Origin of the sequence: Bradyrhizobium zhengyangense (assembly GCF_022012555.1) — a bacterium.
Classification (GTDB): Bacteria; Pseudomonadota; Alphaproteobacteria; order Rhizobiales; family Xanthobacteraceae; genus Bradyrhizobium; species Bradyrhizobium zhengyangense.
In genome coordinates this window covers 424,085-440,257 of record NZ_JAKLTZ010000004.1, presented here as the reverse complement: position 1 = coordinate 440,257, position 16,173 = coordinate 424,085, and the positions used below count along the sequence as shown (strand labels likewise).

Annotated in this window: 14 protein-coding genes; 10 read left to right on the top strand and 4 right to left on the bottom strand. The window is 64.5% G+C overall.

Annotation, left to right across the window (positions count from 1 at the left end; all coding sequences use genetic code 11):
• Positions 1-408: 408 nt before the first annotated feature.
• The 5 genes from L6639_RS17630 (at position 409) to L6639_RS17610 (ending at position 6,449) form a co-directional block, all read left to right on the top strand.
• Entirely contained in the window at positions 409-1,188 is a 780-nt protein-coding gene (locus L6639_RS17630) for a sensor histidine kinase (protein ID WP_237862990.1), read from the top strand.
• A gap of 52 nt (positions 1,189-1,240) precedes the next feature.
• Positions 1,241-1,645, top strand: coding sequence for a hypothetical protein (locus tag L6639_RS17625; protein WP_237862989.1), 405 nt, complete (start codon positions 1,241-1,243; stop codon positions 1,643-1,645).
• 86 nt (positions 1,646-1,731) lie between these two features.
• On the top strand, positions 1,732-2,553 hold the full coding sequence (locus tag L6639_RS17620) for an NAD-dependent protein deacetylase (RefSeq protein WP_237862988.1): 822 nt from the start codon (positions 1,732-1,734) through the stop codon (positions 2,551-2,553).
• A gap of 141 nt (positions 2,554-2,694) precedes the next feature.
• Positions 2,695-4,788 (top strand): hydantoinase/oxoprolinase family protein, encoded by a 2,094-nt coding sequence (locus L6639_RS17615; protein ID WP_237862987.1) that lies wholly within the window; start codon positions 2,695-2,697, stop codon positions 4,786-4,788.
• A gap of 2 nt (positions 4,789-4,790) precedes the next feature.
• Entirely contained in the window at positions 4,791-6,449 is a 1,659-nt protein-coding gene (locus L6639_RS17610; protein ID WP_237862986.1) for a hydantoinase B/oxoprolinase family protein, read from the top strand.
• Positions 6,450-6,508: 59 nt separating this feature from the next.
• On the opposite strand, the gene L6639_RS17605 is transcribed toward L6639_RS17610, so the two are convergent.
• A complete protein-coding gene (locus L6639_RS17605; protein ID WP_237862985.1) occupies positions 6,509-7,153 on the bottom strand; it encodes a glutathione binding-like protein in 645 nt (214 codons plus the stop codon).
• Positions 7,154-7,260: 107 nt separating this feature from the next.
• Here L6639_RS17605 and L6639_RS17600 point away from each other — a divergent pair, with 107 nt between their 5' ends.
• Positions 7,261-7,923: a TetR/AcrR family transcriptional regulator gene (locus tag L6639_RS17600; RefSeq protein WP_237862984.1), complete on the top strand. Its 663-nt coding sequence runs from the start codon at positions 7,261-7,263 to the stop codon at positions 7,921-7,923.
• Positions 7,924-7,928: 5 nt separating this feature from the next.
• On the opposite strand, the gene L6639_RS17595 is transcribed toward L6639_RS17600, so the two are convergent.
• Complete coding sequence (locus L6639_RS17595) at positions 7,929-9,896, bottom strand: methyl-accepting chemotaxis protein (RefSeq protein WP_237862983.1); 1,968 nt, start codon at positions 9,894-9,896, stop codon at positions 7,929-7,931.
• Between the two features lie 142 nt (positions 9,897-10,038).
• The gene (locus L6639_RS17590) at positions 10,039-10,956 is read right to left on the bottom strand and encodes a LysR family transcriptional regulator (RefSeq protein ID WP_237862982.1); all 918 of its coding nucleotides are present in this window, start codon (positions 10,954-10,956) and stop codon (positions 10,039-10,041) included.
• 125 nt (positions 10,957-11,081) lie between these two features.
• On the opposite strand from L6639_RS17590, the gene L6639_RS17585 reads away from it, so the two are divergent.
• Genes L6639_RS17585 through L6639_RS17570 form a run of 4 tightly spaced genes read left to right on the top strand, consistent with a single transcriptional unit; the run spans position 11,082 to position 15,103 of the window.
• Complete coding sequence (locus tag L6639_RS17585; RefSeq protein ID WP_237862981.1) at positions 11,082-12,458, top strand: MFS transporter; 1,377 nt, start codon at positions 11,082-11,084, stop codon at positions 12,456-12,458.
• 31 nt (positions 12,459-12,489) lie between these two features.
• Entirely contained in the window at positions 12,490-13,596 is a 1,107-nt protein-coding gene (locus L6639_RS17580) for an amidohydrolase family protein (RefSeq protein ID WP_237862980.1), read from the top strand.
• Complete coding sequence (locus tag L6639_RS17575) at positions 13,593-14,693, top strand: amidohydrolase family protein (RefSeq protein ID WP_237862979.1); 1,101 nt, start codon at positions 13,593-13,595, stop codon at positions 14,691-14,693. The genes L6639_RS17580 and L6639_RS17575 overlap by 4 nt, the downstream gene beginning before the upstream one ends.
• Positions 14,690-15,103, top strand: a complete 414-nt coding sequence (locus L6639_RS17570) for a Rieske (2Fe-2S) protein (RefSeq protein WP_237862978.1) — start codon at positions 14,690-14,692, stop codon at positions 15,101-15,103. The genes L6639_RS17575 and L6639_RS17570 overlap by 4 nt, the downstream gene beginning before the upstream one ends.
• A 21-nt stretch (positions 15,104-15,124) precedes the next feature.
• Here L6639_RS17570 and L6639_RS17565 read toward each other — a convergent pair whose 3' ends face one another.
• The gene (locus L6639_RS17565; protein WP_237862977.1) at positions 15,125-16,090 is read right to left on the bottom strand and encodes a 2-hydroxyacid dehydrogenase; all 966 of its coding nucleotides are present in this window, start codon (positions 16,088-16,090) and stop codon (positions 15,125-15,127) included.
• Positions 16,091-16,173 lie beyond the last annotated feature (83 nt).

The following is a 16,173-nucleotide window of genomic DNA, read 5'->3' as shown; positions in this document are numbered from 1 at the left end:
TTGATGCCCGGGGACAAGGGAAGCCCAGCTGCCATACTCTTAGGTGAGAACCTGGCGCGCGATACAACGCGGTTGGAGGTCCATAGTTGCGTAAAGCTCTTGCCGGATCTCGTAATTCGGCGAACGGTCACTATATGCCATTTATCACCGCGCGCCCCTCGGCTGTTATCGGTGACTGAGAGCATCGCGCTCCCGCCGAAATCAACAGGCGGTCAATATGTCGGATTCTCCGGGATTTAGCTTTCGTGAGTGGCTCGTGCCTCCAGTCTTGCTGCCGATCTTCTTCGTGCTGCTGATCGCCGCTTCGATGCTCATACAATGGTAGCCGGGCCAGGCGCGCCGTCGCCACTTTCGTGACGGTACTGTCCATTGATCAGGTCCGGCAGCAACCGAGTGATATAGTCGCCAATGCTCGAGATCGACCTCCGAACGGGCCAGCACCCCGGCGGCAAAGAATCATACGAGGACGCTCTGGCGGCAGAGAATGTGAGCCTGCGCCTTCTCCTGGCCCAGGCGGAGATCAATGCGAATGGGCTGCTTGCCAGGGCGGGGATCGACGCCAAAGAGCGGGAGGCCTCCGACAAGCTGCAAAAGTTGATCCTTGAAGAGCTACACCATCGCGTCAAGAACACACTAGCGACCGTTTCCGCTATCGTCTCGCAGAGCCTGCGCAACGTGCAGGGCGTGGATCACGCGCAGCAGGCGATCGAGGGCCGGTTATTGGCGCTTGGCCGGGCGCACGATCTGCTTTTGCAGACAAGATGGTCAAACGCCGATCTCGGCGCGGTTGTCCGCAACGCGATCGAAGCTTTCGACGATCGCAATGAGTCAAGGTTTTCGATCTCGGGACCCGATATCCAGATCAATTCGGGCGCTGTCATCGCCGTCGCGATGACGCTCAACGAGCTCTGCACGAACGCCACGAAATATGGCGCCTTTTCGTTGCCAAAGGGGCGCGTGGATATCGGCTGGACGATCGATCGGCAGACGCAGCGTTTGCGCCTGAGCTGGACCGAGAAAGATGGTCCATCGATCAGGTCGCTCCCAAAGCGCAGCTTTGGAACGAGATTGATCGAAACCCTTGGCCGCCAGCTTCACGGCAACGTGGGATTGACCTATGCGAAGAGCGGCTTCGTATACACCTTCGACGCTCCGCTGGCCTCTCTGAATGTTCCGACGCCGACATAGCCGGCCAGCGGCATGGGGACGACACGCAAGACTTTCATCGAATGGAGCCGCCATGTTCAAATTCTTACAGTATCGCGCCAGAGCGGCCGAGTATGGCGAGCTTGCCAGAAATTCTTCCGGCCGGGAGGATACCCGCAAATTTGAGAAACTGCGGGACAGTCTTGCGTCGCGCGCGGACAACGAGCGGGTCCTCGCGGATCAATATGCGGATGCAGTCAACGCCGGAGGGACGGAGCGACCGCGCGGTGCAGCCCTCGCGGCGGAGGAGGAGCGCGTTTTGCGGTGTCTCGGCGCGGCAGTTATCATGCAATGGAATTCTCTGCCGACGCCCCTTCAACGGGAAATATTCGACACTGCCGGATCGGTCGGAACACTGTTGGATACAGCGGCGCTCCGCGGGCAGATCGCGCGGTTTCTTCACAAGCACAGGCACGACGCTGATCGCGGCAAGATCTGACCGGTAACGTGTTCGCGGCGGGGCGAGAAGGGCGCGGACGCGCGGTGATCTGGAAAAAGCGCGCGCCGTCGACTACATCTGCACCCATGGCAAACGCTCCGCTGGCAAACCACCCGCTCCAGGATTTCGTCGATCGGCACGACAAACTGTTCGTGCTGACCGGCGCCGGCTGCAGCACCAATTCGGGCATCCCTGATTATCGCGACAGCCATGGCAACTGGAAGCGGACCCAGCCGGTCAATTTCCAGGCCTTCATGTTGGAAGAGCGGACGCGCCAGCGTTACTGGGCGCGCAGCCTGATTGGCTGGCGGCGGTTCGGGCAGGCGAGGCCGAACGATGCGCATCATGCGCTGGCGCGGCTCGAGGCGAGCGGACGCTGCGAGATGCTGCTGACCCAGAATGTCGACAGGCTGCATCAATCGGCGGGCCACCGGCAGGTGATCGATTTGCACGGGCGGCTCGATCTGGTCCGCTGCATGGGCTGCGGGGCCAAGACGCCGCGTAATCAATTCCAGGATGCGCTTGGCCGCGCTAACGCGGAATGGCTGACGCTCGATGCTGCTGATGCGCCCGACGGCGACGCCGACCTGGAGCACGCGGATTTTTCGTCATTCAAGGTGCCGGCTTGTGAGGCCTGCGGCGGCCTCCTCAAGCCCGACGTCGTGTTCTTCGGCGAGAACGTCCCCCGCGACGTGGTCGCGACGGCGCAGGATCATCTGGCGCAGGCCGACGCCATGCTGATCGTGGGCTCGTCACTGATGGTCTATTCCGGTTTCCGCTTCGTGAAGGCTGCCGCAGAGCGGCAGATCCCGATCGCCGCCGTCAATCTCGGCCGCACCCGCGCCGATGATCTGCTGACGCTGAAGGTCGAGGAGCGCTGTGAAGCGGCGCTGGCTTTCCTGCTCTGATCCGGGAGCTCCGCGAGCACTCTCCTCTCGCATAGGTGCCACGCAAACCGGCCCTACCGGCTTCACCAATTGGGCCGTCGCTGGTATGGAAATTGCTGCGGTTTCGATCCCGATTTGACGATCAGCACGGAGAGATTTGGAATGTTTGAGGGAGCCGAAGTGCGGCTTGCCGTGGATATTGGCGGCACGTTCACCGACATCGTGCTTGATGTGGGCGAGGTGCGCAAAACCCGCAAAGTGCTGACGACGCCGCAACGGCCCGAACAGGCCGTGCTCGACGGGATGCGTCTGATTCTGATCGACGCACGTGCGCATATCAGCGACATCGACGTCTTCATCCACGGCACGACGCTGGCCACCAACGCCATCATCGAGCGGCGTGGCGCCAAGACGGCCCTGATCGCGACCGAAGGCTTTCGCGACGTGCTCGATATCGGCACCGAGAGCCGGTACGACCAGTATGACCTCACCATCGACAAGCCGAAGCCGCTGGCGCCGCGCAGCCTGCGTTTCACCGTGCCCGAGCGCATCGACGCCCATGGCGCCGTCCGTCTCCCGCTGGACGAGGCGGCAGTGCGCGCACTCGCGCCGAAATTGCGCGAATTGAAGGTCGAGAGCGTTGCCGTCGCCTTCCTGCACTCCTATGCCAACCCCGACCATGAGCGCCGCGCAGCTGCGATCCTAGCTGAGGAGATGCCTGGCATTTCGGTGACGGTGTCGTCGGCCGTGTGCCCGGAGATCCGCGAATATGAGCGAACGTCAACCGCTGTTGCGAACGCCTATGTGCAGCCGCTGATCGACGGCTATCTCGCCCGCATGGCCGATGCTTTGCAGGTCGAGCAATTCCGCGGTGCCATCTATCTCGTCACGTCAGGCGGCGGCGTCACCTCGATCGAGACGGCGCGACGCTTTCCGGTGCGGCTGGTCGAATCCGGTCCTGCCGGCGGCGCGATCTTCGCGGCGCAGATCGCAGCAAGGCTCGGCGAGAGCAAGGTGCTGTCGTTCGACATGGGCGGCACCACGGCAAAGATCTGCTTGATCGAGAAATACCAGCCCGAGACCTCGCGCGTATTCGAGGTCGATCGAGCTGCGCGCTTCCTGAAGGGTTCAGGCCTGCCGGTGCGAATTCCCGTGATCGAGATGGTCGAGATCGGCGCCGGTGGCGGCTCGATCGCCCATGTCGATGCGATGAAGCGCGTCACTGTCGGCCCGGAGAGTGCGTCTTCCGAGCCGGGTCCCGCCTGCTACGGCCGTGGCGGCCAACGTCCTGCGGTGACGGATGCGGACGTTGCGCTCGGCATGATCGATCCCGACGCCTTTGCGGGCGGCACTATCAAGCTGGACCCGGAGCTTTCGAAACAAGCGCTGCTGCAACACGTCGGCGCGCCGCTCGGCCTGTCGGCGGAAACCGCGGCTTATGCCGTGCACGAGGTGGTCTGCGAGAACATGGCCAGCGCGGCGCGTGTGCATGCGGTCGAGCGCGGCGAGATCGTCGGCCAGCACACGTTGATTGCCTTCGGCGGCGCTGCCCCGCTCCATGCGGCGCGCGTTGCCGAGAAGATCGGCGTCTCCCGCGTGATCGTGCCGTCGAATGCCGGTGTCGGTTCTGCCGTTGGATTCCTCGCGGCGCCCATCGCCTATGAACTGGTGCGCAGCCGTCACGTTCGGCTCGATGATTTCGACACCAAGGCCGTCTCCGATCTCTTGCAGGAGATGGTGACCGAAGCGCGCGCATTGGTCGAGCCCGGTGCGGCCGGTGCGGCCGGTGCGCCGGTGCGCGAGCGCCGCTCCGCCTTCATGCGTTACGTCGGCCAGGGCCACGAGATCACCGTTGAGCTGCCGAACCGGCCGCTGACGACGGCTGATCTCGCGGGACTCCGCCAGAAGTTCGAGGCGGATTATTCCGCGATGTTCGAGCGCCCGATCCCGGGCGCGGCGATCGAGGTGTTGAGCTGGTCGGTGCTTGCGACGACGGAGGCGCGCAATCTGCCTACGGTTGCCGCCGTCGCGCGCAAGCCCGCGGGCAAAGCGTCGGGTAGCCGAAAGTTCTTCGACGGCCGCGCGGGCGAGGTGATCGAGATCCCGCTCTATCGCCGCGAGGACATGGCGCCGGGCGCGACCATTGCCGGCCCCGCCGTGATCGCGGAAGACGAGACCTCGACCTTCGTCTCCACCAGTTTTGACGCCCATATCGACGGTGCCGGCAGCATCGTCATGGAACGGAAGGCGGCCTGATCATGAGCAAGGCAAACGGCGCGAGCCTGATCGACCTCCAGATCATGTGGCACCGGCTGATCGCCGTGGTCGAGGAGCAGGCGCAGGTGCTGCTGCGCACCGCCTTCAGCCCGATCGTGCGCGAATGCGGCGACCTCTCGGCCGGCGTGTTCGACCTGAAGGGGCGGATGCTGGCGCAGGCTGTGACCGGCACGCCCGGTCACGTCAACTCGATGGCGGAATCTGTCAAGCACTTCATCGCGCATTTCCCGCTGAAGACAATGAAGCAGGGCGACGCCTATATCACCAACGATCCCTGGATGGGCACCGGCCATCTCAACGACTTCGTCGTGACCACGCCGTGCTTCAAGGACGGCAAGATCGTCGCGCTGTTCTCCTGCACCAGTCATCTGATGGACATCGGCGGCATCGGCTTCGGCCCCGATGCCACCGACGTGTTCATGGAGGGGCTCTACATCCCCATGCTGAAGCTGATCGACCAGGGCGTCGTCAACGAGACGCTGATGGCGATGATCCGCACCAACACGCGGTTGCCTGTTGATACCGAAGGCGACACCTATTCGCTCGCCGGCTGCAACGATGTCGGCTGTGAACGCCTGGTCGAGATGATGACAGAGTTCGGTATCGACGCACTCGACGAGCTCGGCGACTACATCTGCGACCGCTCGCGTGAGGCCGTGCTCGCAGAGATCGCCAAGCTGCCGAAGGGCAGCTGGCGCAACACCATGGTCGTCGACGGCTACGACGCGCCCGTCACGCTGGCGGCGACGCTGACGATCTCGGATGCGGGCATTCACGTCGATTTCGACGACACGTCGGCGGCGTCAAAATTCGGCATCAACGTGCCCTTGTCCTACACCACGGCCTATACCGTGTTCGGTCTTGGCTGCGTCGTCGCCTCGCAGATTCCGAACAATGCCGGCTCGCTCTCGCCGTTGACGGTGTCGGCGCCCGCGGGGGCAATTCTCAACGCGCCGAAACCGGCGCCGGTCGCCTCGCGCCACATCATCGGCCAGATGCTGCCCGATGTCGTGTTCGGCTGCCTGCGCCAGATCATTCCCGAGCGCGTGCCCGCCGAAGGCACCTCGTGCCTTTGGAATCTGAACGTGCGCGGCCAGACCCGTTCCGGCGTCGGCGGCAATTACGGGTTCTCGATGGCGGTGACGTCGAACGGCGGCACGGGCGCGCGCTTTGCGAAGGACGGGCTGTCGGCGACTGCCTATCCCAGCGGCGTGCGCGGCACGCCGGTCGAGATCGCGGAGACGCAGACCCCGCTGATCTTCTGGCGCAAGGAGCTGCGTCCTGACTCCGGCGGGGCAGGGCGCACCCGCGGCGGCCTCGGCCAGATCATTGAAGTCGGCAGCGGCGTCGACGCGCCCTTCGACATTCTCGCGGCATTCGACCGCATCGATCATCCGCCGCGCGGCCGCGATGGCGGCAAGAACGGTGAGGCCGGCTATGTCGGCCTCAAGTCCGGAAAGAAGCTGCGTGGCAAGGGTTTTCAGCAGGTACCGCCGGACGACCGGTTGGTGGTGCACACGCCCGGCGGCGCCGGCATTGGTGCACCCGCCGAACGTGATCGCGCCGCGGTCAGGGATGATGTCGAGAGCGGTCTCGTGTCGTCAGCCAATGCGGCCGCAGTGTACGGCTTCGCGGAATGAGCCACCGAAGCAATTCGTCCCGGCCTCACCGGCCGGGACGATGTCTTGATGAGCTGAAATTACGCCGCCGCCTTCCTCCGCACCTGCTCGGCCTTGTACAGCTCGAACTCCTCCGCGATCGCCTTTGCGAACGATGGACGCTGGCGCAGGCGCTCGTAATACGCCTTCAGGTTCGGCCATTTCGAAAGCTCGATCGGCGGCGTCGCCATGGTCCAGTTGATGACCGTGACGAGATAGGCGTCCGCCACGCTGAAATGGTCGAGCAAGTAGTCCCGACCCTTCAGGTAGTTGTCGACATAGTCGAGCCGCGACAGGTTCTTCTCCAGCGCGTAGGCCTTGGTCTCCTGCGGCGCCTTGCGGTCGAGCACGGGGATGAACAGGCCCTTGTGCAGCTCGGTGCCGATGAAGCAGAGCCATTGATGCAGCCGCGTGCGCTCGATGCCTTGCGTGGCGCCAAGCCCGGATTGCGGAAAACGGTCCGCGACATATTGCAGGATCGCCGCGTTCTCGGTCAGCACCACGCCTTCGTCGGTGCGCAGCGTCGGCACCAGACCGATCGGGTTCACTGTGCGGAAGTCGGAGCCGTCCCTCAGCACCGTCTTGGTCGGGGAATCGACTTCGAGATAGTTCGCATTTGCGCCGGCTTCATAGAGCGCAACGCGGGTCGCCATGGAGCAGGCGAGCGGCGAGAAATAAAGATCCATCATGGGCCTCCTTGGGCAAGTCCTCTTGTGAGTGTCGCTCAACCTGGCCAGATTGATTTTTGTACCATCTTGCATAATATGGGGCAGGTCAAGGATTAATTTGCGAAATGGTACAAAAATCGAAGCCACCAGCTGCTGCCAACAAGCCCGAACGCCGCGACGAGCCGAAACGACGCGGCCGGCCGCGTGCCTATGAGCCTGAAATCGCCCTCGGCAGGGCGCTCGATCTGTTTCGCAAGCAGGGCTTTGCCGCGACCTCGCTCGACGATCTCAGCGAAGCCACCGGCATGAACCGGCCGAGCCTTTACGGCGCCTTCGGCGACAAGCGCGAGCTCTACATCAAGAGCTACCAGCGTTACCGCGAGGACGCCCGTGCATCGATGGTCGAGATCTTTCGCGAGGAGATGCCGGTGCGCGAGCGGCTGACGCGCATCTACGCCGCGGCGCTCGATATCTATCTCTCCGGAGAGACCGGCCCGCGCGGCTGCTTCACGGTGGTGACGGCAGCTTCCGAAGCGGTCAGCGATCCCGAGATCCGCGCCATGGTGGTCGAGGGACTCACCGAGCTCGACAAGGCTTTTGCGAATTGCTTCCGCCGCGCCAAGGAGAAGGGCGAACTGCCCGCGAACGCCGATCCCGCCGCACTGGCGCAACTCGCCTCCGCCACCGTCCACACCATCGCCATCCGCTCCCGCGCGCGCGTACCGCGCAAGGAATTGGAAGCGATCGTCAAGGGCGCGATCGACGTGATGGTGGGGTCTAAGGGGTAGGCTGACTACGCTGCGCGAATCTGCGCGAGGAAGCGATCTACCTCATCGCGCAAGCGTTGCGACTGTTTCGACAGCTCGATCGCCGAGACCAGCACCTCTTCCGCGGCCGTGCCGGTCGCGGCGATGCCGTCGGTAACGCCGGCGATGTTCTGCGAGACCTCGCCGGTACGGGCGGCAGCCTGCTGAACGTTTTGCGCGATCTCCTGCGTCGCGGTGCCCTGCTGGCCGACGGCTGCTGCGATCGCGGCGGAGATTTCATCGACCTGCTGAATCGTGGCGCAGATCGACTGGATGCCTTCGACCGCCCCTGATGTCTCGCCCTGGACGGCTGTCACCTGCGCGCCGATCTCTTCCGTCGCCTTCGCGGTCTGGGTCGCGAGCGCCTTGACCTCGGAGGCGACCACCGCAAAGCCGCGGCCGGCTTCGCCCGCGCGCGCCGCCTCGATCGTCGCATTCAGCGCCAAGAGATTGGTCTGCCCGGCGATGCCGTTGATGAAGGAGACGACATCACCGATTTTCTGCGCGGCATCTGCGAGGCTCTGGACGCGCGCATTCGACGCCTGTCCGTCGCTCGCGGCCTTGCCCACCACCTCGGTCGCATGCGCAAGCCGCCGGCTGATCTCGGTCATCGACGAGGACAATTCTTCCGCGGCGGCCGCAACCGTCTGCACGTTCTCCGAGGCGAGCGCCGAAGCCGACGACACCGCGCGGGTCTGATTGCGCGACTGGTCGACGATGGCAGACATCGAGCGCGCGGTGTGTTCCATCTCGACGGCGGCCGACGAGACTGTGGTGACGACGTCGCGGATGCTGGCCTCGAAATTGTCGGCGAGCGCGGCGAAGGCGCGCCGTTTCTCCGCCTCGGATTGTGCTTTGGCCTCGAGTTGACCAGCCTGGAGCTTGCTGAAGTTGACGGCATTGTCGCGGAACACTGCGACCGCCTTCACCATCGCGCCGACCTCATCATTCGCCTTGCTCTCGGGGATGGCGACGTCGAGATGGCCATCGGCGAGCTCGCGCATCACTGATGTGATCGATAGAATCGGGCGCGAGATCCCGCGGGCGATGAGGTAGCCGACGATGGCGGCGAGGATCAGACCGAGGGCGGCAATGCCCAGCGAAAGCCACCAGGCGCGGTCGGCGGAAGCCACATAATCGGCGTTGTCCATCACCAGCTCGACGGCGCCGAGCGGTTTTCCGGAGAAGTCCTTGATCGGCCCGAGCAGCGCAGCGACCGGCCTGGTGTCGAGCTTCGACTGCCGTACCGTAAAATCGCCACCGGCGGCGCGGCCGTAATCGGCGGCATCGAAGAAGCTCTGCCCCTTCAGCGTGCCGGCAAACAGCTTGAAGCCCGCGCCGTCGGCGAGATGGAAGGCGATGTCGACATGGCGGTTGGCCTTGAAATCGTCGAGGAAGGACTGGCCGAAGGTCAGGCCGAATTCCACTGAGCCGAGATGCTTGCCCGCTTGCGCGATTGGCACCACGCCGCGGATGCCGAGCCCGGCGACCCCGCCTTCGAGTCCGACGATGACCTTGCGCTCCTGATTGGCGTCGACGACGGTCTTGCGGAAGCTCGAGAGGTCGTCGCCGAACTTCGCCGGCTGGTGCACCCGCAGGAAGGAGGTCGCGGGCGGCGTATGGAACTGGAACTGCTCGACGCCGTACTCCGACTTGGTCGCCGCGAACACCGGCCCGAACAGACGCATCAGGGCGTCGCGATCCTGCTTGGCCATCGCTTCCTGCGTCGCCGGCATCGCGGCCACGACCGTGCTCATGGCGGCGGCGCGGTGGGACTCCTCGGCGATGCGCGACAGCAGCGCATCATAATGGCTGCGCAACTCGCGCTGGTCGGCGCGGTCGATGATGCCCGCGATGATCCACATGGCGCCGAGCACGGCAATCAGCGCGGTCGCCGCCGCCGTCACGGCCAGCGCCACCGTGATCCGCATCCTGAGGCCGAGGCTCATTCGCATGTCCGACTCGTTTGTTGCGCGTTCATTAACGACGCTTATCAACTTCTCGCTAAAAGAGGGTGAACGGGATACCGGCGATACGGGTTGGCGTTGGAGGGACCGCCAAGGCCACGGCCGACATACATGGTGTCGTCCCGCCGGGTTACGTCTCCCGCGCGAGCGCCGGCGCCGATGCCGCGGCTTCCCGGAAGGCGTCGCGCAGGGAACCCAACAGCGTTTGCACGCGTGCGAGGTTGGAGCGCGTCGCTGGGACCAGTGCCTTGACCCAGAGATCGGGGACCTGCAGTTCCGGGAGCAATTCGACCAGCGCGCCGGACTTGAGCCGATCCGCCACAGCTGTACGCGAGGCGATCGCGACGCCGCTGCCCGCGCACAGGCTGTCGATGACCAGTGCGCCGTTGTTGGTCACGAGATGCGGCCGGACCGTCACCGTCGTCACGCCGTTACGCCCCTCGAAGGTCCAGGACGGCCCGATCGGTGAAAACACGATGCAGTCGTGATTGACGAGATCGCGCGCGTGCCGGGGATGGCCGCGCCGCGCCAGGTAAGAGGGCGCAGCACACAGCACGCGTTCGAACACATGCAAGGGCTCCTCGAGCACGCCGTCGAAGGATGACGGCATCATGGTGAGAACGATGTCGAAGCCTTCCTCGACCGGGTTCACCGTGCGGTCCACCAGCACCGCGTCGAGCGTCACCCGCGGATATGTGATCTGAAACGACGACAGCAATTGCGCGAGGTTGATCACCATTGGCGATGCCGGCGCCTTGATGCGCAACTGGCCCCCGAGCTCGTTGGGCGATCGCATGATGCCCTTCGCCATCTCATCGTAGTCGCGCACGATCTGCCTGATGACGTCGAGATAGCGCTCGCCGATTTCGGTCAGCGCGAGGCGCCGCGTGCTCCGCCGCAGCAGCGTGGCCTTCAGCGACCATTCCAATTGTCCGACCCGCTTGGTGATGACGGATGGCGCCACCCCCAGCTGCCGGCCTGCCTCGGAGAAACTGCCGGTTCGGGCCGTCGCCAAAAACGCCTTCATATTCAAAAGGCTATCGGCCATTTAATCCAATCCGGAAAAGATGATCGCGCGAAATAGCTTATTCTCCCCCATTCCTGAAGGAAATAGGCTTCCTCCGCTACCACAAGCCGTCACCAAAAAACGAACGGCAACTGGGAGGAATGAGCATGAGTGCATCAGACATCATCGATGTCACCGATGTCATCGAGCGCCAGCGCCGCAATGGCCTGGTCCTGACAGTCCTGATCCTGTCGACGACGATGATGTTCCTGGACGGTTACGACCTCCAGGCCATGGCCTTCGCCGCCCCATCGATCATCCGCGCCTGGGGCGTCGAGCGGGCTGCGCTCGGAATCGTCTTCAGCGCCGGAATTTTCGGCATCCTCGTCGGCGGCCTCGTGTTCGGATCGCTCGGCGACCGCATCGGCCGTCGCCTGTCGATCGTGGCCTCGATGCTGGTGTTCGGCGGCTTCACGCTGGCGACGGTGTGGGCGAACGACATCACGAGCCTGATCGTGCTTCGGTTCCTCGCCGGCATCGGCATCGGCGGATTGTCGCCGCTATGCTACGCGCTCAACCTCGAATATGCGCCGAGCCGATATCGCGGCACGGCGGTCGCGATCATCATGGTCGGTTATGTCGCGGGCAGCAGCATCGGCGGCTTCATCGCTGCCGGTCTCGTGCCGCAGTTCGGCTGGACCATCGTGTTCTGGATCGGCGGCGTGCTGCCGCTCCTGGGCGCCGCGCTGTGCTACTTTGCGCTTCCGGAATCGATCAAATATCTCGTGGTCCGCAATCGCGAGCCCGCGGAGATCGCGCGCATCCTCAATCGGATCGAGCCAGGGCTCCAGGCGCAGGCGACGACACGCTTCGTGCTGCGCGATGAAGAGTCCGCCGGCAGGGCCGGCACGGGATCCCTGTCGCAACTCGCCTCGCTGTTCGACGGACGGCTTGCGGTCATCACGCCGTTCCTGTGGGTGGCCTATATCGCGAGCTCGATCACGATGTTCTTCCTCAACAGCTGGACGCCGATCCTGGCTGAGGCATCCGGGCACACGCCTGCGCAGGCTGCCATAGGCCTGACCGTGTTCAGCCTGGGAGGCGCCGTCGGCGGCCTCACCATCGGCCGGGTGCTCGATCGTTTCGGCGTCATCGCCATTGCGATCGTGCCGCTGATTGCCTCCCCGCTGGTCGCTTCGCTTGGCTGGGCCGGGCTTGGTGACAGCACCTACCTTGGAACGATGGCGTGTGTCGGCTTCTTCGTCGTGGGAGGCCATCAGGGACTGAACAGTTCGGTCGGCCAGTTCTATTCCAGCGCCAACCGCACGACGGCCGTGGGCTGGGCGCTGTCGGTCGCCAAGATCGGCTCGATCAGCGGACCGTTGGTTGCCGGCATCCTGATCGCACAGCATCTGCCGTTCTCGAACCTGTTCCTGCTGGCCGCTCTGCCGCCGCTGGTGGTGGCGGCCTGCGTCCTGGTGCTGGGAATTTCGCAGCGCAAGCACATGGCCGCGCGGAAGATCGATCAGACAGCGGCGGCCTAGTCGCATCGAGCGAAGCAATGGAGTGCGAAAGATGAAGATGCCCTTCGCAGGCGCAATCGATTGCGACCTGCATCCGCCGATGCCGAGCACGGCGCAGCTGCTGCCTTATCTCGACGACTACTGGCGCGACCAGATCACCAACCGGGCGATCGACCGCATGTCGTTCGCCATGATGAGCTACCCGCCGAATGCGCCGATCAGCGTACGCGCGGATTGGCGCGCGGCGCAGGCCGGGCGGAGCGATCTCGATAATTTGCGCACCCAGGTCCTCGATGCCTTCGACCTCCAGCTTGGCATCGCCAATGTCATGCATGGTGCGATCGCACTGTACAACGACGACATGGCGGCGGCGATCTGCCGCGCCGTGAATGACTGGTTGCGGGCGGAGTGGCTGGATCGGGAACCGCGGCTGCGCGGCACGATCCTGGTGTCGCCGCAGGATCCGGCGCAGGCCGTCGCCGAGATCGAGCGCCTCGCATCGGACCCGCGTTTCGTGCAGGTGCTGCTGCCGGTGATGGGCGAAAAGCTGCTCGGCCGGCGCGAGTTCTTTCCGGTCTACGAGGCGGCAGAACGGCACGGGCTGGTCATCGCCGTTCACGCGGGCAGCACCTATCGGTATGCGCCGACGATCGTGGGCTGGCCGTCCTATCAGTTCGAGGACTATGTCGCGCAGGCACAGGCCTTCGCCAACCAGACCATCAGCCTCGTCGCCGAGGGCGTATTCCGCCGCTTCGCCCGGCTTAAGGTCGTGATGCTGGAGTCCGGCGTAAGCTGGCTGCCGATGACCGTGTGGCGCACCGACAAGACCTGGCGTGGCGCACGCCCGGAGGTGCCCTGGGTGGACCGCTGGCCGTCAGAGATTATCCGCGAGCATCTGCGCCTGTCGATCCAGCCGTTCGATGCGGCCGATGCGACGGCGGTCGCGCAGACGCTCGATCGAATCGGGTCGGACGAGATGCTGCTGTTCGCCACCGACTATCCGCACTGGCAGTTCGACGGCCAGGACGTGCTGCCGGACGGGTTGCCGCCGGACTCACTTCAAAAGATTCTCATCGACAATGCGCTCGCGACCTATCCCCGCCTGGCACAGGGTGCGGCCGTCGGCGCGGTCGAGCGCGCGAAGGAGGACGTGAGATGAACGCACCCTTCGTCGAACAGAAGGCCCGGCAGACGTTCGCGGTGGTCGATTGCGACATCCATCCGGCGCACCGCACACCCGGCGAGCTCTTGCCCTACCTCGAGCCGCGCTGGCGCGAGCACTATGAGACCCATGGCGTCCATGTGCGGCAGGCGCTCCCGAGTGCGCTGATGTATCCGCGGATGATGGCCGGCGGCATGCGCGCTGATTCGCTTCCCGAGAAGGGCGGCCCTGCGGGATCGGATCTCGATCTCCTGCGCAAGCAGCATCTTGATCCCGTCAATGTCGAGTTCGGCCTGCTGATGGCGCTCAGCAAGGGCGGCATGGAGGAGCGCAATCCCGGTCTTGCGGCAGCGTTGTCGCGCGCCACCAATGACTGGCAGATCGATCGTTGGGTGCGCGAGGAGCCGCGCCTGCGCGCCGGCATCGTCGTGCCGCAGGAGTTTCCCGAGGCGGCTGTGGCCGAGATCGAACGTTGCGCCGGTGATCGACGCTATGTGCAGATCATGCTGTCGTCGAGGCCCTCGGACCCGCTGGGCCATCGGCGCTATTGGCCGATCTATGAGGCGGCGGAGCGCGCCGGCCTGCCGATCGGTCTGCATCCGGTCGGCTACAATGGCGGCCATCCCTCCACGGGCTCCGGCTGGCCGACCTTCTATTTGCAGGAGCACTATGTTTTCGTCGCGTGCATGGAAGCGCTCGCCAGCAGCCTGATCATCGAGGGCGTGTTCGAGCGTTTTCCGAAGCTGAAGGTCGTGCTGGTCGAAGGCGGCTTCGGCTGGGCCCCGGCGCTTGCCTGGCGCATGGACAAGCATTTCGAGAAATTCCGCAAGGAGGTCGCACATCTCAAGCGGCGTCCCTCCGAATATCTGCGCGAGCACATCTGGTGGACGACGCAGCCGATCGAGGAGCCGGCGCAGTCGCGCCACATCGTCGAGATCATCGATTGGATCGGTTGGGATCGGCTGCTCTATTCATCCGACTATCCGCACTGGGACTATGACAATCCGTCCTTTGCCTTCAAATTTTCGATGACCGAGGCGCAGCGCCGCATGATCTTCAGGGACAATGCAGTGGCATTGTATCGCCTCGCATGAGCCGCCATGTGGTCTGCCCGGCAGCCGAGTTGCCGCCCGGCGCGCGCAAGGTCGTTGTGGTCGACGGGCGCGAGATCGGCGTGTTCAATGTCGAGGGGCGCTTTCATGCGCTGCTCAATCGCTGTCCGCACGGCGGAGCTGCGATCTGCTCCGGCGTCGTCACCGGCCTCAGCCAGTCATCGGGCCCGGGCGATTACCGCCTGGAACGACGGGGTGAATTTTTGCGCTGCCCCTGGCACGGCTGGGAATTCGACATGGCGACCGGACAATCCTGGTGCGATCCGCGCCGTACCAAGGTGCGGAGCTTCGAGGTCAAACTCGAAGCCGGCTCCGACCTCGTGATGGGACCGTATGTGGCGGAGCGATATCCGGTCACGGTCGAGGACGCCTATATCGTGGTCGATCTCTGAGAGGGTGGCGCGCGTGGTGCATCAATATCCACGCATCCGATCCACCACATTCTCCAGCGCCTCACCGGCCTCAAACCTTTCGATCTGCTCGGCGACATAGGCCGAGATCGCGTCTGCGTCAGTGTCGGCGGCGTTGTGCGGGGTCAGCACCACCTTGGGATGGGTCCAGAACCGGCTGTCCGCGGGCTGCGGTTCCCGCACGAAAACGTCGAGCGAGGCGGCGCCCAGCGTGCCGTCGTCGAGGCAGGCCAGGATGTCGGCCTCGTTCTGAAGACCGCCTCGGCCGGCATTGATCAGCACGGGCGCACCGAGTGGGCTTGTGCGGTTGAGCTTGGTGAAGACCTCGCGGTTGAGAATGCCGTGCGTGTCCGGCGTCAGCGGCAGCAGCGACACCAGGATGTCGGTCTTGCGCAGGAACGCGACCATCCCGGCGGTGCCGTGGAAGCACTCGACGCCCGCGATGCTGCGCGGGCTGCGGCTCCAGCCGGCGACGCGGAAGCCGAGCCGCCGCAGCACGTCGGCTGCATCGGCGCCGAGCGTGCCCAGGCCCATGACGCCGACCGTCACCGCGCTCGCCGGCCACTGATATTTCGGCTCCCAGTGTTTGTCGCGCTGACACTGGCGCAGGTACAGTTCCTGGCGATGGTGCATCAACACGTGCAACACGACATATTCGGTCATGCGGTTGGTGAGGTCAGGCACCGCGACGCGCACCAGCGGCACGTCGGGCAGGCTGTTGTCGGCCATCAACGCATCGACGCCGGCGCCGAGATTGAAGATCGCCCGCAGATTGGGAAAGGAGCCGAGGTCGCCCGGCACCGGCTTCCACACCGCGGCGTAATGCACCTCGGCGGGATCGAGGGAGGCATCCGGTAGCAGCACCACGCGGCGGCCGTCGCAGACCGCATCGAACCGGGCCTTCCAGCGCTCCGGCAGCCAATTCTGCTGCGTGCTGTTGATCAGGACGGCCAGTGTGCCCTTGGTCATTCGAAGTGCCTCATAAGGTTCCGCTTCTGCAGGTCCTCCTTGGCACGATCCGACGGATTTTTCTCGCAATTTTTTTCCGCAGC